The organism is Oceanobacillus saliphilus (assembly GCF_023522835.1).
Taxonomy (GTDB): Bacteria; Bacillota; Bacilli; order Bacillales; family Amphibacillaceae; genus Oceanobacillus; species Oceanobacillus saliphilus.
Map to the genome: position 1 here is coordinate 171,571 of NZ_JALCZU010000001.1, position 18,957 is coordinate 190,527.

General features: G+C 40.6%; 16 protein-coding genes and 1 pseudogene. 4 read left to right on the plus strand and 13 right to left on the minus strand.

The genetic code is table 11. The features are described from left to right. Window positions 1–162 precede the first annotated feature (162 nt). Complete coding sequence (locus MN204_RS00740) at window positions 163–1,257, plus strand: isocitrate/isopropylmalate dehydrogenase family protein (RefSeq protein ID WP_249869156.1); 1,095 nt, start codon at window positions 163–165, stop codon at window positions 1,255–1,257. Window positions 1,258–1,486: 229 nt separating this feature from the next. On the opposite strand, the pseudogene MN204_RS00745 reads toward MN204_RS00740, so the two are convergent. The 12 genes and pseudogenes from MN204_RS00745 to MN204_RS00800 form a co-directional block, all read right to left on the minus strand. Continuing rightward, window positions 1,487–1,582 (minus strand): annotated as a pseudogene (locus MN204_RS00745) (aldehyde dehydrogenase family protein); the annotation flags it as partial. A gap of 37 nt (window positions 1,583–1,619) precedes the next feature. Continuing rightward, entirely contained in the window at window positions 1,620–2,288 is a 669-nt protein-coding gene (locus MN204_RS00750) for an aspartate/glutamate racemase family protein (RefSeq protein WP_249869157.1), read from the minus strand. Window positions 2,289–2,395: 107 nt separating this feature from the next. Continuing rightward, the gene (locus MN204_RS00755) at window positions 2,396–3,322 is read right to left on the minus strand and encodes an AEC family transporter (protein ID WP_249869158.1); all 927 of its coding nucleotides are present in this window, start codon (window positions 3,320–3,322) and stop codon (window positions 2,396–2,398) included. 122 nt (window positions 3,323–3,444) lie between these two features. Continuing rightward, window positions 3,445–4,638, minus strand: coding sequence for a PrpF domain-containing protein (locus MN204_RS00760; RefSeq protein ID WP_249869159.1), 1,194 nt, complete (start codon window positions 4,636–4,638; stop codon window positions 3,445–3,447). Window positions 4,639–4,744: 106 nt separating this feature from the next. Then, window positions 4,745–5,797 (minus strand): AbrB family transcriptional regulator, encoded by a 1,053-nt coding sequence (locus MN204_RS00765; protein ID WP_249869160.1) that lies wholly within the window; start codon window positions 5,795–5,797, stop codon window positions 4,745–4,747. A 45-nt stretch (window positions 5,798–5,842) separates the two neighbouring features. Continuing rightward, window positions 5,843–6,307, minus strand: a complete 465-nt coding sequence (locus MN204_RS00770) for a tripartite tricarboxylate transporter TctB family protein (RefSeq protein ID WP_249869161.1) — start codon at window positions 6,305–6,307, stop codon at window positions 5,843–5,845. Next, window positions 6,300–7,790, minus strand: coding sequence for a tripartite tricarboxylate transporter permease (locus MN204_RS00775; RefSeq protein WP_249869162.1), 1,491 nt, complete (start codon window positions 7,788–7,790; stop codon window positions 6,300–6,302). Before MN204_RS00775 ends, MN204_RS00770 begins: the two co-directional genes overlap by 8 nt. A 266-nt stretch (window positions 7,791–8,056) precedes the next feature. After that, entirely contained in the window at window positions 8,057–9,157 is a 1,101-nt protein-coding gene (locus MN204_RS00780; RefSeq protein ID WP_249869163.1) for a type 2 periplasmic-binding domain-containing protein, read from the minus strand. Between the two features lie 111 nt (window positions 9,158–9,268). Further along, the gene (gene prpB / locus MN204_RS00785) at window positions 9,269–10,171 is read right to left on the minus strand and encodes a methylisocitrate lyase (RefSeq protein WP_249869164.1); all 903 of its coding nucleotides are present in this window, start codon (window positions 10,169–10,171) and stop codon (window positions 9,269–9,271) included. 36 nt (window positions 10,172–10,207) lie between these two features. Continuing rightward, the gene (locus MN204_RS00790) at window positions 10,208–11,608 is read right to left on the minus strand and encodes an MmgE/PrpD family protein (protein ID WP_249869165.1); all 1,401 of its coding nucleotides are present in this window, start codon (window positions 11,606–11,608) and stop codon (window positions 10,208–10,210) included. Window positions 11,609–11,630: 22 nt separating this feature from the next. Continuing rightward, window positions 11,631–14,360: an aconitate hydratase AcnA gene (gene acnA, locus MN204_RS00795; RefSeq protein ID WP_249869166.1), complete on the minus strand. Its 2,730-nt coding sequence runs from the start codon at window positions 14,358–14,360 to the stop codon at window positions 11,631–11,633. A gap of 42 nt (window positions 14,361–14,402) precedes the next feature. Further along, entirely contained in the window at window positions 14,403–15,449 is a 1,047-nt protein-coding gene (locus MN204_RS00800) for a threonine aldolase family protein (RefSeq protein ID WP_249869167.1), read from the minus strand. Window positions 15,450–15,824: 375 nt separating this feature from the next. Here MN204_RS00800 and MN204_RS00805 point away from each other — a divergent pair, with 375 nt between their 5' ends. Both MN204_RS00805 and MN204_RS00810 read left to right on the plus strand, forming a co-directional pair. Continuing rightward, window positions 15,825–16,688: a LysR family transcriptional regulator gene (locus tag MN204_RS00805; RefSeq protein ID WP_249869168.1), complete on the plus strand. Its 864-nt coding sequence runs from the start codon at window positions 15,825–15,827 to the stop codon at window positions 16,686–16,688. Window positions 16,689–17,113: 425 nt separating this feature from the next. Further along, the gene (locus MN204_RS00810; RefSeq protein ID WP_249869169.1) at window positions 17,114–17,557 is read left to right on the plus strand and encodes an SRPBCC family protein; all 444 of its coding nucleotides are present in this window, start codon (window positions 17,114–17,116) and stop codon (window positions 17,555–17,557) included. A gap of 250 nt (window positions 17,558–17,807) precedes the next feature. Here MN204_RS00810 and MN204_RS00815 read toward each other — a convergent pair whose 3' ends face one another. After that, on the minus strand, window positions 17,808–18,332 hold the full coding sequence (locus tag MN204_RS00815) for a TetR/AcrR family transcriptional regulator (protein ID WP_249869170.1): 525 nt from the start codon (window positions 18,330–18,332) through the stop codon (window positions 17,808–17,810). Window positions 18,333–18,447: 115 nt separating this feature from the next. On the opposite strand from MN204_RS00815, the gene MN204_RS00820 reads away from it, so the two are divergent. Then, entirely contained in the window at window positions 18,448–18,789 is a 342-nt protein-coding gene (locus MN204_RS00820; protein WP_249869171.1) for a VOC family protein, read from the plus strand. Window positions 18,790–18,957: the final 168 nt, after the last annotated feature.

Below are 18,957 nucleotides of genomic sequence, written 5' to 3' on the forward strand. Positions count from 1 at the left end.
CTTTGATATGTTATCGGGCTGCAACGCACTACATATCAAGCCCCAAAACTCCAACAACCATTAATAATATTAATAGTCAAGAATCAAAAATTTAGATTTTATTAATTTTTCTTTCTATTATAGAATAGCAATTAACGAATGAATATAAAGGGGGAAATAAAATTGAAAACATATCGGATTGGGGTTTTGCCTGGAGATGGGATCGGTAAGGAAATTACAGATGCGAACCAGCTCGTTTTGGAGGTGACATTAGAAAAGGCAGGCGTACTTGCAGAATATGTGCATTTGCCGATGGGATTTGAAGGGATTGAAAAGGAAGGAACGCCTTTATCGCAAGCAACGAAGGATCAGCTGGATACTTGTGATGCTTGGATTCTAGGGCCACATGACTCTGTCTCCTACCCGGAGAAATTTAAACAAGAAAGAAACCCAAGCGGGGAATTAAGACATTACTTTGATTTATTCAGCAATGTGCGCCCAGCGAAAAAAATGCCAAAAACGAAAAGTCTCATTGAAGATATTGATCTTGTGATTTATCGGGAAAATACGGAAGGGTATTATGTGGACCGGAATATGTATGCTGGGCTTGGTGAATTTCAAGTGACCCCAGATGTTGCGGTTTCTACTGGAGTTTTCACGCGTAAAGCGATTGAGCGCATTGCCCATGCGGCGTTTAAGGCAGCGATGGTACGAAAAAAGAAAGTGACCATTGTACATAAGGCAAATGTTATTCGACTTGGGTCAGGACTTTTCCTGAATGTCTGTAAAGAGGTGGGAGAAAATTATCCTGAGGTTACAGTTGATGATTATCATATCGATGCGATGGCGGCACATTTGGTGAGACGTGCGGGTGATTTTGATGTAATTGTGACGGAGAATATGTTTGGAGATATTCTTTCTGATTTAACGGGAGAGCTGGCTGGAAGTCTGGGCCTTGCTCCTTCGATTAATGCGAATGAGACGCAGGCTATGGCCCAGGCTGCACATGGGTCTGCGCCGGATATTGAAGGAAAAGATATCGCCAATCCAATCGGCATCATGCATTCAACAGTCATGCTTCTTGAGTGGCTGGGCAATAAGCATGATGACGAGCGACTGAAAGATGCGGCAAAATTAATGGAGAAAAGTATTGAAGCTACTGTTTTGAGTGACATTGTCACGGGTGACCTTGGCGGAAGCGCATCAACTTCATCATTCGCCAAGGCAGTAGAAAATGAGGTACGAAAGAGTGAACAAGCCATTATCGGGCATAATTAATATGCATGTTACGCTTTCTTATATAAGAAAGCGTAAACATAATGATCTTGAATTAATAAAAGAAACAGAACAAGTCGGTGCTAGAGCTAAATGCGTTTTTATTTTGTTCTCTTTTTAAACTTATTTCTCCATTATAATATCTTTTTTAGCATTTGTAATTGTGAACTTCGGCATTTCACCCTTTTTCCCAATGCTTCCTGTTCCGCTGTCCGGTCTACAATTTAAAGGAAACGCCGGAGTTAGATCCCAGCTCGAGCGTAACTTTTTTCAGTCCGGCTTTTTCCCTTATCGATTTACCGACAGGAACACTGCCTGTAAAAGTAACCACAACTTTATCCTCCATTGAAAATAACTTTCCATTTTCACTGGCTCTCCCTCTTTACATGTGCTTTCGCTAATTGAATAATTGATTCGGCAGCGACCTGAGGGGCAATGAGCACAGCGTCATTGGAGTAATCTTCAACCGCTCTCGCCATGGAGTATTGTGCCAGCACTATTGATTCTGCGTCCGCGTTTTCTGCAATTTTTTCCTTGATCAGTCTGTCATGCTCTTCTCCGTTGCCATTTTGCAGCGCCTGAAATGCTTCGGTTAAGAGATGAACATGAATCGTGACGTCTTTCTTCTTTTCCTCCGCTACTTCTTTCAGCATTTTTTCTGTTGTTGGGCCGGCTGCTCCCACGGTGGCAATGACGACAATTTCATCACTTTGCTCTACCGCTCTTTCCAGCATACTTCTGTCAGAGCTTAATACTGGGACAGACAGCTTTTCTGCAATTGCAGGAACGTACGGTGAAAAGGATGAGCAGGTGAAGAGAATGCCATCCACATTGCTATCGACCGCCTTTTCCGCTAAATATGTTAATCTAGTAATCATTTTTTTCGTTACTTTATTCGTTTCATTGAGTTCATAAATCAGCCCTTCATCCATGAAGCTCACAAGATCGACCGCTTCTTCCTTTGAAAATGCGTTTAGAATTGGCGGTACCGAGTTCATCGTTGCGTGAATGAGTCCAATTTTTAATTTCTTCATGAAATCCTCCTTCCAGCTTGTAAATAGTACTATCATCTTTATTTGTATATGATGAACAGCAATTAATTAAATTGAAAAATCTTATGCTTAACTATTAGAATTACTTATTAAAAGATGACACCTGCCAGATATACAACAAATGTCACCGTCAAACTGCTTAAGATCGTCGTCACTAAAACGATCTGCCCGGCAGACTCCGGATAGTTATCGTATTCCAATGCGAGCTGTGCACTGTTTCTTGAAGCGGGAAAGGAACTTGCAATAAGTAATGCTTGTGCAGTTGTTCCCGTAATACCCATCAGTAAAATAAGCCCGAGCCCAATTGCTGGAGCCACAATAAGTCTCCCAATAATGCTCGAAATTAGTACTTTATCAGGTTTTGTTATTTTAATATAGGCAATCTGTGCGCCGAGCGACAATAATGCAATCGCGAGAAAGGCAGCTGACGCACTTTCGATTGGATTCCATATAAATGCTGGAATGTTAATCTGGAATGCCTGAAATAAGACGGCAAGCAATAATGCGTACAGGATTGGCATTTTTAATAATATAATGAATATCCCTTTGCCATCATGCTTGGCGGCAACAGAATTAAATAAGCCATATGTATATGTAACAAAATTTTGGATCGTCATGACGATGATCTGAATGGTCATACCGAGCGGGTTCGTCTGAAAAACGAGCTCGCTCACGGGCAGGCCATAGTTGCCGGAATTTAATAAGACGATACTGTTTTTAAAATTTGCCGTCATCCCCCTGTCGAGTTTCAGCATTTTAGCAGCTAATGCGCTGCCGGCCATTAAAATCAGGCATAGCAGTAGCTGGAAACCAATGACCTCCATGAAGACTTGGATATCGATTTCGCTCTGGTACACATTTACAAAGGCAATAACTGGTAATAAATAATACATCGTAATTTTCGAGAGCGTATTTAAATCAAAAGTAAAAATACGGTGCAGAACAATTCCTGCACCGAGTAAAATAAATACCGGAAAAATCACATTCAATAATATCGAAAAAAGCACGCTTAACATGATATACCACAATCCTACTTAAAAATATTTAATGAGACATACTGGCTCTGATTATTTCCATCGCGCTTTTTGCCGCTCATAGCCTGATGGTTCCTCTTTAATTTCCATTCACAGGTGCTAATTCAAGTAACTTCTTTGATGTGAAGGTGTGGGACATATTCCGTTTCCTCCTCTTTCTTTTCAGGAATAAATACTTCGCCTTTCATGATGCGCCTTGCTGTCCGTTCGAGACCGACAGAGAACACATCTTCTTGATCTTCGGTTAATGAGACCTGTACTTCCGCAATTCCGTCTGGATGACCGATACGAACGATCTGATTTTCTTGCGTATATCTTGTGTTTGATAACTGATTTGGAATCGTGCCCGGCAAGAGGGCTGCTGCTGCTAAATTATAAAGTCCGCTCCCAGCAAATGTGCGATGCAATTTTTCCATAGAGATCATTTTCGCCAGTATATCAATTTCTTTCGCTTTTATTTCCTTACCTGATGTTGTCGTATAATCCTGTGGAGCTGCAACCATCGCAATTTTCGGAATGGCAGGTACAGTTGCTTTCGCTTCTTCTGCAGAATCTGCAAAACCTACAGCTACTGCTGCTTCATCACGAATACAGTTCAATCTGTCCATTAAATTTTGCTTGGCCGTGATTTCACTTGTCGGCTCTGTTCCTCTCAGTCCAAAGTCAGCAGCTGCAACATAAACAAAAGGATTAACAATATCAAGGAAGGTCATATCATATGTTTTTTTGCCCACTTTGATCTTACTTATTTTATCTAAGGGTGCCGTTTTTCCAGTCTTTCCGGCGCCTGGGTGCATGATGTTGACACTATATTTACTGCCCGGCGTCACAATTCCGGGCATAAGATAATCGCCGCTTACCTTAGCCTTTCCTTGATGGAGCGGGACATCGATTTTCACTTCTCTGTTAATATTTGTATTAAATACATGTACCGTGACGGATGTAGCTTCTGGTGCGACCTCTACAAAGCCTTCATCCACCGCGAAGGCTCCCACTGCTGCCATCAGGTTGCCACATGTTCCTTGATCATCGACGATCGGTGCGCCGATGCCGATCTGATAAAAAGTGTATTCGACACCAATATTTTCTCTTTGTGACTTCCCAATGACGACTACTTTACTTGAATGCGAGGTACCGCTTCCGAGTCCATTGATTTGTGACGGGTTGTACGCATCAATCGCGTGAGTGAATATATGATTGCGCGCTTTCGTATTTTCAGGTAAATCGACTGCATTAAAAAAAAGACCTCGACTTGTGCCGCCCCGGTAAACAGAACACGGAATTGCAGTTTGAGACATACGAATCAGTCCTTTCTATTTTTATTTTGGATTCTATTTGTGAACTATGGTATTAAAATTGTGAACTTCGGCATTTCTACTACGAAATACTAGAAAGCCCACTCAGCTACAAATCTTCCTCACGATATTCCTTATTTAAATACATAAAAAATTTCAATAAAAACGGCAGTGTTAAAAATAGTGAAATAACCCGTATAATATGTAAACTGGTTACAATGGTCGGGTCGACATTTAATGCAATAGCAACAACGGACATTTCTGCGGCTCCTGCAGGTACTGTGCTGATCAGGCTTGTTGCAAAGGGGACTTCTGTCAGCCATTTGAAAATATAGGCATTTCCTAATGTCAGTACAAAAAACATCCCAACAATCGTGAGTGTTGCGGGACCAATTTTCAATATCTGATATAAAACATATTTATCAAAACGAATGCCAACAAATGCTCCAATCAGTGCCTGTCCGATTCCAGCGACGAATCTCGGGACCTGTTCTACCCCAAAAACGAATTGTGTTAATAAAAATCCTATTAAAATGGAAAATACTAAAGTACCGCCCGGGATTTTAAAAAGATGATCAAGTACAAGTGTCACAGCCATGACCAGCGCGAAAAATAATACTGTTTTCCAACTAATTGACGCTACTGCTTGCTCGACAAACACTGTATTTTGCACGGCTGGGCTAATAGAAGCTACAATTAACGGAATCGATAGCGTAAAAAAAGTCATTCGGACAGTATGAAATGCAGCGACCAGCCTGTCATCCGCACCATATTGTCCGCTGATTCCGATAATCTCAGAGGCTCCTCCTGGGATACAGCAGAAAAAAGCTGTGATTTTATCTACACCTTTTGATCTTTTAAAAAGAAAAATACCAAATAAAAATCCTGCGGTAATGGTGATGATAATGGTTAAGAATAGGGGCAACAGAAAGTGATGAATCATTTTTAATGTTGATAATGTCAGCAACAGACTGATATTAGCCCCGACAAATGCTAATGCAAACTTGAACGAAATGCGTTTGAAAGTAAATCTATTGATAAAAATGCCGCATATCATTCCCGTAGTCAATGCTCCTAACAACCATCCAGCAGGGATATTTAATTGATTAAATATAAAACCTGCTGTGATAGCTGCTAATAAATACAGTAATTTCCCTACCATTCCTACCAACCACACTTTTTGTGAAGTTAAACTCCATTCATAAAATTAAACAAATATAACCGTTAAAATATTAATTAAGCTCTTTGGCCAATACAGATTCATTAGATCAGCAAAACCGATAACGGCCCCGATTAAAATAGCAGTTATTAGAATTGCTTTCCATAATTTCGTTTTTGCAATGAAGTAGAGAAATGCAAACACATAAATTACACTGGCGAGCACCATACCAATAACATAAACCATCACAGCATAGAGAATCAGAATTCCGGAATATATTAATGCGGCACCTATGTGTGGATGCAGCAATTCAGCCCTTTCTTCTTCATTCCCTTTTTTCAAATTAATCACCTGACGAATGATTTCAATGACCATCAGTACGATTGCTACAAGAGAAAGATACAATGGGAAATAACTTGCCAATTCTTTAAATTGCGTTGCTTCGATAGCTGCAAATATAAAGAACATGAGCATAATAATCGTAAAAACCAACTGGGAAATAGCTTTATCCAATGGTTGGCCCCCCTTTCGCCTTTTCTCTTCTTGCCATCACAATCGACCCAATAACAATGAGGGTGATGAGTATTCCAATGATAATGACACCTGGGTTTGTTAACCACCCAGAACCGTATCTTGAAATGGAAATCCACAGATAACGTTCTATCGGTGTTGCCAGTACAAAACCGATTAGTACTGCTGCTCTTGACCAGCCCAATCTACTCATAAACCAGCCGATAATTCCAATTGCAAAAAAGAGAATGATGTCTCCCCAATGCCTTGTGCTTTGGTAAGCTCCAATCGTTAAAATAACAAGTAGAATAGGAACTAATATTTCCGCTTGCACCAACGCCACTTTAGAAATGTATTTTGCAAGAAAAATACAGGCAATCGCACCGATTATATTTGCCAATATAAGGGTCCAGATAATCGACATCGTTAAGTCCAGATCCTGATCGAGCATTCTTGGACCTGCCTGAACACCCATCAATGTTAGACCTCCAAGAAGCATTGCCGTTGTACCGCTTCCAGGGATTCCAAATAATAGTGTAGGGATAAGTCCTCCGCCTTCTTTTGCATTATTACTGCTTTCAGGTGCAATAACACCGCGGATATCCCCTTTACCGAAGTTTTCTGTATTTTTTTCTGTTTGTTTTGCAAGACCATAAGAGATCCAGTCGACAACACTTCCCCCTAATCCGGGAACAAATCCAATAATTGCCCCTAATACAGCGCTTCTGAAAACTAGGAATTTATGTTGGAAAGTTTCTTTGACCCCTTTAAAAATACCGCTGCCAATTTTTGCTTCTTTGGCGATACTTCCTTGTTTTTCGGCAACTAAATCGACCATTACAGGAAAGGCAAACAGACCGAGTGCTAAAATCGGCAGAGGGATTCCGCTTTGTAAGTAGAGGATATCAAATGAATAACGATATTCTGTTACAGATGGTGCTGCTCCAACACTTCCAAGCAATAAGCCAAATAATCCTGCACCTATACCTAGCTTCGGATTTTTACCAGTTAAAACGCCCACCATACTTAAACCTAATAATGAAAGCATTAATAACTCTGGTGATCCAAAGCTTAATATAAGAGGTCTTGCAATTTGTATAGCCAGGAATAATGCTATTCCTCCAATTAAGCCACCTAGTAAGGAAGCCGTAAAACTGGCTCCGAGCGCTCTGGCTGCTTCTCCCTTTTTAGCTAAAGGGTAGCCATCTACAATCGTTGCCTGTGATCCGGCAGAACCTGGGATACCAAGTAATACGGAAGGGAAGGTATCTGCTGTATGTATAACTGCAATCATCCCGATAAGCAGCGCCATACCTGTAAAGGGATCCATTCCGAATACGAATGGCAGTACGATTGCCATTCCAACAGTACCGCCGAGTCCTGGAATAACTCCTATAAAGGCGCCAATTGCAACTCCAAGAAATATATATAGTATTCTTGAAGGATCTAGCACAACACGAAGTGCTTCCATAGCTACTTCAATCACGTTTGTCCACTCCTTTACCTATGAGGTTAAAAAGCAGCTGCAATCTACAAGATTGCAGCTTGCTATTTATTTTTCTGCGTCTGGTTTCGCCACCCAGCGACTATCAAACTTCAAACTCCTCTATTACGATAAAGAAGACTTACCGATTGATTCCGTCAGAGGCTTCGTTAAACTTATACGCTTGTAGAGAAAGTCAACATCGAACCACTCACGTCCTGTGAGGCATCGTTTAAACATCGTCAAAGGATGCTTTTCGCCTTTGTCTTTTATTCTCCAAAGTTCTCTGCTAGATAGTCAAAGATCCATGCTTCGATGTCTGGATCTAGTTCTGGTTGGATAATGCTTGCGATTAAATCAACAAGCTCTTGACCAACGACTGGTTCATAACCGCCAAGTACATCTTCGCCATCTTCAACAAAGCTCGGATCCGCTGCTAAATTTTCTGCACCCTCTTGCAATAATCGAATCGCTTCTTCTGGTGTCTCATTTTTTGTCCAAAGAACTTTTTGAATGGTAAATCCTCTTGATGCAACAACTTCAAATGCATCCCATATTTCACCTGATGGTTCTTTCCCATAAACTTCTTCATAGAATTCTTTCAGGTTTGGCAGATCTGGGAATGCTGGGTCTCTAATAATATTTCCATCTGAATCAAAGTGTCCGAATGAATACAATGGAATTGCTTCTCCGTTTTCAACGAGCGGTTCAACGCTTGATAAATATGCTGCAGTTGTCTGATAGTTTAAACTTGACTCTCCTTGTTCAAATGCAACACGGGCAGGACCACTTCCCTCATAGCCTAATAGCGCCTGTACATCAAGTCCAAGTACATCAAATGACATTAATGGAACAAGGTCAAGACCTGTAGCACTTTGTCCAGAATATACGAGATCTGCTGGGTCCACATTCAAGATATCAGCAGGCTCCTCATAGCCAATATCTGCTGAAATGAATACGACACCACCAGCTGGAACACCAAGAATGGGCGTTAGTTCACTAAATTCATAATTAACACCCTCTGTGCCTAATAAGTGGTTTGTAATGGTAGAACCACTTGACCAGATCAGACTGTAACCATCTGCATCACGAAGGCCAAAGTACTCATTCATTCCAATCACACTTCCTGCACCAGGAATGTTTGTTACTTGTACAGAAGGATTCCCTGCAATATGGTCACTTAAGAATGGTGCAACATAACGGCCTAATACGTCAGAACCCCCGCCAGCATCATATGGAATAACCGTCTCTATATTCTCACCGCTGTAATAGTTCTCATCTGAATCAGCGTCTGCCTCGTTATCCCCGCAAGCTGCAAGTACAAGTATCGATGAAAGCGTTACCAATAAAAGTAAAATAAGTCTTTTCATTATATTTCTCTCCCTCAAATTTAATTTTCAAAATAAATACCCCTTGAACACTTTTGATTTAACGTTACTATTCCACTTCTTTCGCCTATCACCTACTTTAAAGAACACATATTATTTATCGTCGAGTACGGTTTGTGCAATAGATTCATCAAGCGCTTCATAGTCATAGAGCTGCAGGGATTCATACAGTTCTTTGCGTGTCTGCATGTTTTCGACGGAGTCTTTTTGTGTTCCCGACTGTTTAATTTCTTCAAAAACTCTTTCTACTGCTTTAGCAGCTACCCGGAGTGAAGTGACCGGATAGATCACCATTTTATAGCCCCACTCTTCGAATTGTTCTGCAGTGTAATAGGGTGTTTTTCCAAATTCGGTCATGTTTGCAAGTAGTGGCACATCCATTGCTTCAGCGAATTGTTTGAATTCTTCTTCGGTCTGCAGTGCTTCCGGGAAGATAGCGTCGGCTCCTGCTTCGACATATTGCTTCGCTCTTTCGATTGCGGCATCAATCCCCTCCATTGCTTTTGCATCAGTACGGGCAATGATTACAATCTCTTTATCTGCTTTTCTTGCAGCCTGCACTTTCTGCATCATTTCCTCTGTGGAAACAATTTTCTTTCCGTTTAAATGCCCGCATTTCTTTGGCAGGTCCTGATCCTCAATCTGGATTGCTGCTACTCCGGCATCGGCAAGCTCTTTTACCGTTCTTGTTACGTTTAAGACACTGCCAAATCCAGTATCAATATCAACGAGCATCGGCAGATTTGTAGCACGGATAATTTCCCTAGCCCTTGTTACAAGCTCTGTCAATGTGATGATTCCGAGGTCCGGCATACCTAGACTCGCTGAGAAAGCACCGCCGGACAAATAGATTGCTGGAAAATCAACTTTCTTTGCGATAATCCCGGTCATAGCATCATGTGCACCAGGCATTTGGATGATGCCTGGGTGTTCTTTTAACAGATGGCGAAATTGCTGGGCTTGTGTAAGTTCTTGTTCATTCACTAACCATGTCATTGAATTTTACTCCTTTTCTCTCTAAAATTTCATTGTCTACTCTGCTTTCACTGCTTCTTTCAGTATGAAGTGCTTATAGAGCGCATCATAATCTTTCATATTTTCAAATTCCCATAGGGTTTCCAGACTATTATTCTGCTGTTCTGCTGTGAGTGCACCTCCCGTTAAACGTTTATACTTATCAACGATTTGTTCATCGGTCATCGGGTTCCCGCTATGGCCTGCCGGATGTTTTACAAGTTTCTCCAGTTTTTCTCCAGTTTTCAATGTAAGGGTGATTCGGTTCGGGTTCCCATCCGGATAACCTGCATTCATTTCGTCTGTTACTTCAATGGTGATCATCGTTTTGAGTCTATTCCGTGTTGTTTCATTGCTTAAACGTTCTTTGTCGAATGTATCCAGATCGATTTTCCCGTCTTCCAGGGCAACAACCGTAATATACGGCAGGGAATGATCCGCAGTTGCTCTTGTTTTTGGCGCCCATTTCTGTTCATCTTTTGCAAGAATATCGTACGCCATTTGGAATGTTTCGACATGAATCTGTTCAATATCTTCAAATGAATCGATTTCTTCATTTAATGCAAGTGCTGCTTCAATCGCACTTTGTGTCATGTACTCTACTGCCCAATTTTTAACATATGTCTGTAAAATACGAATCGGGCGATCTGCTTTTTCAAATTGTCTGATGACATCTTCTGCGTCGAGTTTTTGATTCAGCAGCTGATAATTCACACCCATCGTACCTTCAATTGGTTCGTATGGTCCCTCCATGCCTGCTTCAGCAAGTTGCAATGCGAATACTGCATTACGGGCAGCATTTGATGCCGCGGCTCCCTTCCACATGGAAATCTCTCCATTACGGGTCTGACGCATGGCTGCATGTGGCACGATTGCCAAAGCGATTGCCTGCTCTGTTTCTTCCTGTGAAAGCTTTAAAAGATTCGCTCCGCCTGCGACAGTTGCGAGTGTAATATAATTGACGTGATCCCAGCCATTATTTTTCAGGCTTGCTGCATCACAGAAAATGACGCTTGTTTCATAGGCAACCGTAATTGCTGTGATTAAATCTTTTGCCGGAAGTTTCCTAGCTTCCGCGAGTGCAAGCAGTGGTGCGATCGTATCGCTTGGATGCTGTGGCTCAACAGATAAATACGTATCATTAAAATCCAGATAGCGGATTGCTGTACCATTGGCCAATGTTGCGATATCTGCATTCACTTTCCGGTTGGTACCAATAATTGTTGCTCCCCGGTCTGTCTCATACTGTGAAGCAAGTTTTCTTGCGGCAATGGTTGCATCCTGGTCGTACCCAGAAACGAGGCAGCCTAACGTATCAATGATTCTTCTTTTGGTTTCGCTGATTACGTCCTCTGATAAATCTTCATATGTGACTCTCCCAGCAAATGCTGCGATTGCACGTGTAACACGATCTGACATTTTTATATCTCCTTACTGCATATTATTTTTTATTTTTTTCCAGGCTTGGCATTTTATCTCGTAATATCTTCTGCAGAATGCCTCCCTGACGGAAATATTCAATTTCCACTTCATTATCCATACGGGCAATTGCCTCAAAGGTAATTTCTTCATTTCTGCTGTTTGTTACGGTCACTGTAATCGCTTCATTTGGCTGAATTGCTTCGTGGAGCGCGATATCAAACTGCTCACTGCCATCAAGGCCAAGCGTTGCCGCGTTCTCTCCTTTTGCAAATATGAGCGGGAGTACGCCCATCATAACAAGGTTCGATCGGTGAATTCTTTCAAAACTTTCAGCAATCACAGCTTTTACACCAAGCAGTCTCGTTCCTTTTGCCGCCCAGTCACGGGATGAACCCATTCCATAATCTTTTCCGCCAATAACGATAAGTCCTGTGCCGGTTTCTTTATATTTTTGCGCGGCATCGTAAATTGGCATGACTTCATCTGTTAGCCAGTATGTTGTCATTCCGCCCTCTGTTCCAGGTGCGAGGCGATTACGTAAACGGATATTTGCAAATGTTCCGCGCATCATGATTTCATGATTTCCTCTTCTGGATCCGTAAGAGTTAAAATGACGTGGGGACACGCCTTTCTCCTGCAGGAACTTGCCCGCCGGTGCCTGCATTGGGATCGCTCCAGCCGGTGAAATATGGTCCGTTGTTACCGTATCTCCTAGCATAGCGATTGCTCTTAAGCCAGACAGTTTCGTGATTGGTGCGACTTCATGGGTTAAATCCTGGAAAAATGTAGGGTTCTGTATATAGGTAGAATACTCATCAAATTGATAAACCGGATCCTGTTTCAAGTCCACTGCATTCCACTGTTCATTGGATTCATACAGTCCCTGATATTCATCGATAAATATTTCCGGATTCACGATCTTCTCGATCAGCTGATTAATTTCACCGATTGACGGCCAGATATCTTTCAGGTAAACCGGCTGACCAGATGGATCATGTCCTAACGGATCCTCCATTAAGTTTGTATTCACTGTTCCTGTCAGCGCATAAGCCACAACAAGCGGCGGTGATGCCAGATAATTCGCTCTTGTGAGCGGATGAATCCTTCCTTCAAAGTTACGGTTTCCGGAAAGTACCGAAGAAACAATCAGATTTTTTTCCGTAATCGCTTCTTCAATTTCCGGATCTAGCGGACCTGAATTCCCCATGCATGTGGTACAGCCATAACCCGTCAGATTAAATCCGAGCTGATCCAGGTACGGTGTCAGTCCCGATGCATCGAGATACCTTGTAACCACTTTTGAACCCGGTGCGAGGGATGTTTTGACAAAGTCCGGTACAGTCAGACCTTTTGCTATCGCATTTTTAGCAAGCAGTCCTGCTGCTAACATTACATGCGGATTGGAGGTATTCGTACATGACGTGATTGCTGCAATGACAACGGACCCTGTTTTTAAAGTGGATGTATTGCCATTTGCATGCTGCACTTCCGACTGCTTTTTTAGTTCGTCTGCCGACAGGTCATATCCCTGTTCTTCCACAGGGGCCTGAAGTGATTGATGGAACGCCTCCTTCATCCCCGATAAAGGTGTTAAATCCTGCGGGCGTTTTGGACCGGAAACGTTCGGCTCCAGTTCTGCCAGGTTCACTTCAATTGTTTCTGTATATTCCGGTTCGCCCATTTCAGGGGTATACCATAAATCATTTTCTTTACAATATTTTTCAACAAAAGCAATTTGTTCTTCCGGACGCCCGGTCAACCTCAGATAGTTTAATGTTTCATGATCTACCGGGAAGTAGGCAGCTGTTGCGCCATATTCCGGAGCCATATTGGAAATCGTTGCTCTATCAGCGAGCGGCATATTCTCTAGGCCTTCACCGTAAAACTCCACGAATTTCCCGACAACATTTTTCTGTCTGAGCACTTGCGTTATTTTTAACGCGAGATCGGTGGCCGTAGTGCCTTCCGGGAAATCACCTTTAAATTTCACCCCGATTACTTCCGGTGCCGGAAAGTGGGAAGCCTGCCCGAGCATACTTGCTTCTGCTTCAATTCCGCCAACACCCCAGCCAAGGACGCCCAAGCCATTGATCATCGGTGTATGTGAATCTGTTCCGACAAGTGTATCGGGAAAGGCATTAAAACTTCCGTCTTCCCGAGGCGTTTTATGTATGACATTTGCCAAATACTCCAAGTTTACCTGGTGAACGATTCCCGTTGCCGGCGGGACCGCTTTGAAATTTCCAAATGCTTCCTGTGCCCATTTCAAGAAAACATATCGCTCACTATTCCGTTCAAATTCCAGCTCCATATTTTTCTGAAAAGCGCTCGGTGTTCCGTATTCATCCACTTGCACCGAGTGGTCAATGACAAGATCTACAGGAATTTCTGGATTAATCTGTTCCGGATCGCCTCCTAAATCAAGCATTGCTTTTCTGAGAGATGCGAGATCTACAACTGCAGGAACACCTGTTAAATCTTGCAAAATAACGCGTGATGGCTTAAAAGGCACGGTTGTAGATGTCGAATTTTCCTCTTTTCCCCAATTCAGGAGATTTGTAATATGTTCTTCCTTGATTTGATAGTCATCGAAATTTCTTAAAAGTGACTCGAGTAACACACGAATCGAGTAAGGCAAGCGTATGATGTTGTCTTCTCCATTCTCATTCAGGGAACGAAGTCGATGATAATAATACTGCTTTCCATCCAATTCAAACTGGTTTTCTGTTCCAAGATTTTTTATATGCATGATTCTTTCTCCTTTATTCCTGTTGTGCTGTTCTTTCTTTTTTTAAACAGGGCTTCTTTTTATCTTTGCAAAATATGTATTTAATATTGCTGCTGCTTGTTCGATATCTCTCACTGTTACGTCTTTATGCGTCGTCATGCACAGTTGGTTTCCAGCAGTCGTCTTGACCTTTAATCCTTGTTCGGCAAGTGCATCTTTTATAGCTTCGGCTGAAAAGCGTTCCTTTGACAGATTCAGGAGAACAATGTTTGATTCCACTTGATTCAGCTGAAAAACTTCTTCTTGCATATGTAGCAGGCTTTTTAGCAGGTAAGCTTTTTCATTATCTTCATGTACGGTTTCAACTCTCTTTAATGCTTCAATCCCTGCCGCTGCAATGACACCAGCCTGGCGCATGCCGCCTCCAATAAGTTTCCTGACCTTGCGTGCTTCGCTGATAAAAGCTTTACTCCCGCATAACACAGAACCAACCGGTGCTCCTAATCCTTTGGAAAGGCAAAACTGGATGGATGCTGCGGGTGCGGCAAGTACTTTGACTGAAGTGTTGAAGTGAGTAGCTGCGTTAAAAATCCGGGCACCGTCAATGTGGACGGGCAAATTGTATTCGTTTGCCTTTTTGCAAAAGGCTGCCGTTTCTTTGGCAGATATGCATGTTCCGCCTTTACTACTAAACGTATTTTCCAAGCACAAGACGCCTAACTTTTCTTTTGGCAGGGTGTCTATGCTTTCAAGCAATGGTCTCCCTGTTTCATCTGACCTGAAGAAAACCGGCTCGCGTCCGAAATATTCTTTCTGAAAAATCGCACGTTCGCTTTGGTAAATATGACTGTCTGGATCAACACCAATTCTCCCATTGCGCTTCGTGTAAGTCAGCAGTGCCGTGTGATTCGCCATCGTACCACTGTTGCAAAACAGTGCATCTTCTTTTCTGGTAAGTTTTGCAGCTAAATTCTCTAAGGCGTTTACTGTCGCGTCTTCGCCTTTTCCTTCAGCATTTGTCCGCCCATCATCCCCGAGTTCCGCTTGCAAGATTGCTTCCATCATTTGAGCTGTCGGCTGTGTGACGGTATCACTTCGTAGATCAATCACTTGAAATTGCTCCTTTTATTTAGTGATATAATAAGAAGTATGCCTTATGATTTTTCATAATATCTGAGGCTTAATCGATAAATGAAATATGCTTTTTGTATCGTTATCGATAAGAAAAAGTGGTAACAGAATTTTAAATGTTTTCTTTTAATTTGTTATTTACTAATAATAGAGAATAGTTAACATCATGTAAACGTTTTCAATTTAACGTTTATTAAGTTCTTATCGCACATTAAGTTCATTTTGTTCACGGGTGGGGGTGCACGATTTTAAGTGCAACGTGCGCGGTTTTTGATTCGCACGGACTTCCCGGGAATATTAATGTTATATTATAAAGAATAAATAGAGCATTTGCAGTAGGTATGGAGGGATGTTATGGATCAGACAGATTGGGAGATTATTAATCTTTTGTTTGAGGAACAGAATATAACAAAGACCGCAGAGAGAATGTATATTTCGCAGCCTGCACTTACATATCGGATAAAAAGTATTGAAAAAAAACTTGGAGTAAAAATAATTCACCGTACAAAGCAGCGTATTAAATTTACACTTGAAGGAGAATACGTCGCAGAGTATGCACAGAATATGGTTGAACAATATCAAAGTTTGAAAGACAAACTTGAAAATTCGAATGATGATAATAAAGGAACGATACGCATTGGGGTTTCCACCAATTTCGCCAGATTTATTCTGCCGCAAATTTTAAATGCATTTCTAGAGTTATACCCGGAAGTGCAGTTCCATGTGACGACTTCCTGGAGCGAATCGATTCTTGAAATGGCAGAAAAGGGAAATATTCATTTAGCAATTGTGCGCGGCGATTTTTTATGGGAACATGAAAAGGTTTTACTGAAAAGAGAACCTATTTCTGTAATCTCTAAAAAGCCGATCGACATCAAGCGCTTGTCAGATGAACCACGGATCATGTTCCATACAGATCCTGACCTTCAGCAAACTATTGATCATTGGTGGCAGGAAAATTTTGTGAAGGCACCAAAAGTGGCCATGATGATCGATAATATTGAAACCTGTACAAAAATGGTGGAGAGCGGGCTCGGGTATGCCATTGTTCCTGAAATTAGTCTCACAGATCATGACGGTCTCGAGAAAATGCCGCTGAGGGATAAAAATAATGAGAAAATATTAAGAGATACATGGCTGCTTTATCATGACACCGATGCGGAATATCCGATTATTAAAAAGTTCATTGATTTTATTTCGGAAATATCTGGGGTATAGAAAATAAAATAAGGAGGCCGGAATATGATTAACGGGTTCTATTATGAGATGCAAACAATATAATTCACTTATAAAGTCGCATGGAAATTCACAATGAATTTCACATGCGTCTTTTCTTGTCGTTCTAGGCTTATTAAATCAAAAAGCTGGTTCATTCGGTACAATTAACAAGTCATTCCGCACGCTGGAAATAATAATTGTATAGGTAGTGAATTGTCTGTGATACTGATGTGATTTTATATGTAATTTAGAAAACGGGAGCAATTTTATTAAAAGAGTTAAATAGAATTTATGTTAAAATAAATACAGAGAATGTGAACGATTACACTTAAACTATATGACAGGATTGTTGAAGAAAAAATGAATAGTAGAGGTTATATAATTATATAATAAATAAAAATTAAGGGGTTTGGAGGATACTGAAAATGCCAGATATAAACCATAAAACCTATATTAAAGTACCTTTAGAAGAAGTGTATAAAACAGTTTCAACATCTAAAGGTTGGAATGCTTGGTTTACAGATGATACATCTTTAGAGATATATCCTGATGGAACTGGTGAAATACGATTGAGATGGATAAATTTCGGTAGTGAAAATGTAAATATTGAGGATGGGGGGAAGATACTTGAGGCAACTCCAAACAAAAGATTTGTTTTTCAATGGTCACCAGGAGAACAAAATTCAATAGTAACTTTTAAACTTCAGCCTTATAAAGACGGAACATTAGTAGTTCTTAATGAGAAGGGCTATACAAATTCAGAAAAGGATTTAAAAGCCTGTATTGGATGTGCAGTAGGTTGGGGAGAAGCATTAACACTTTTAAAGATATACTTAGAGTATGGAATTGTTTACAAACAGGATTTATAATTCTCTAAGTTATATGAGATCTTTGAAAAGTAATGTACATAAAGGTGATTGTGGTAATCATCCAATTCTTATTTAACAAATGTGTTACTTTAAGATTCAGCTGCCTATTCAGGCGGCTTTTTTCTAACGGCAGGATAGTTTAAGAACAACTCTGAATTCATATCTAATTATAACTGGGCTCTAATAAAAGGTCTGATTCATTAAGAATCAGACCCTTTTATTAGAAATTTATATTTGATGAAAATCTAATTTAAAAATCGCTCTCACTCTTATTAAATATCCACTCAATTAATTTTATTCCTTGTTCGAGTGTTATTCTATTTTCCGAAATTGAATCCAGAATAGATCGCCAAGAAGAAATTATTACTATACTAATTGGCATATGGTGATTTGTATCAAATCCAGATAAATACTTTGTAATTTTATCCGGTCTCAGGGTTGTAGCTTCATCGCTTAATAATTTACATATATTTATTTCTACAGCGAATTTTAGGGATGTAATAAGTGCGGCTTCCAAGCCTTGATCAGGTTTTTCAAAAACTGAAATAACTCCCTCCATTCTATCAACGATTCTTTGCTCCATTTCATTTTTAATAACTTCATACAGGTTTGCTTTTGAACCAAAGTGGTGATAAATTGCACCGGTTGTCATATTGGCTTTAGTGGCTAATTCGGTAATATTGACTCCTTTGTAGCCTTTAGTTCCAAATTCCTCTAACGCAACTTTAAGTATTTTATCTTTGCTTGAGCCTGGTATAGGTATCCATTCTTTCATCATACTTTCATTTTAGCATATTGACAGCTATCCGTAAATGGTTTATGTTCTACATAACAACATTATGAATTACATAATTAATTTACGGGAAATTATATTATAGGAGGAACATTAGATGAAATTATTATTTTTGTGTCACCCGGTTGAAAATATTAAAGAATCGACTGCGTTTTATCGTGATACGCTTGGTTTTAAAGAGGCTTGGCGGGAAGGAGATCATACTGTAACATTTCAACTACCCGATTCAGAAGTAAGGTTGATGATTGAAGATGATGAAAATGATTTGTTGCCTGGTGGTGTTTTCTTAGTGGGTAATGTAGATGATTTTTATAATCGAAATAAAGAAAAATTAGACTTTATAAAGTCACCAATTGATATTCCGCCGGGTCGCTATGCAATTTACAAAGATATCTCAGGCAATCCCATTAGAATACTTGATTTCACCAATGAAGATTAAATCTAAAAGAAGAGCGGTTTCTCCCTTGGAGGTGTGAAACCGTTCTTTTTAAAAATTTTGACCTAAGAACTTAATTTAGAATTGGCTTCTTGTTTAACTATCTGGTGCGATCTTTCAAGAAGGAATTGCACTTTTTCGTGAATATATATACTCTGGGGGCAGGATTTA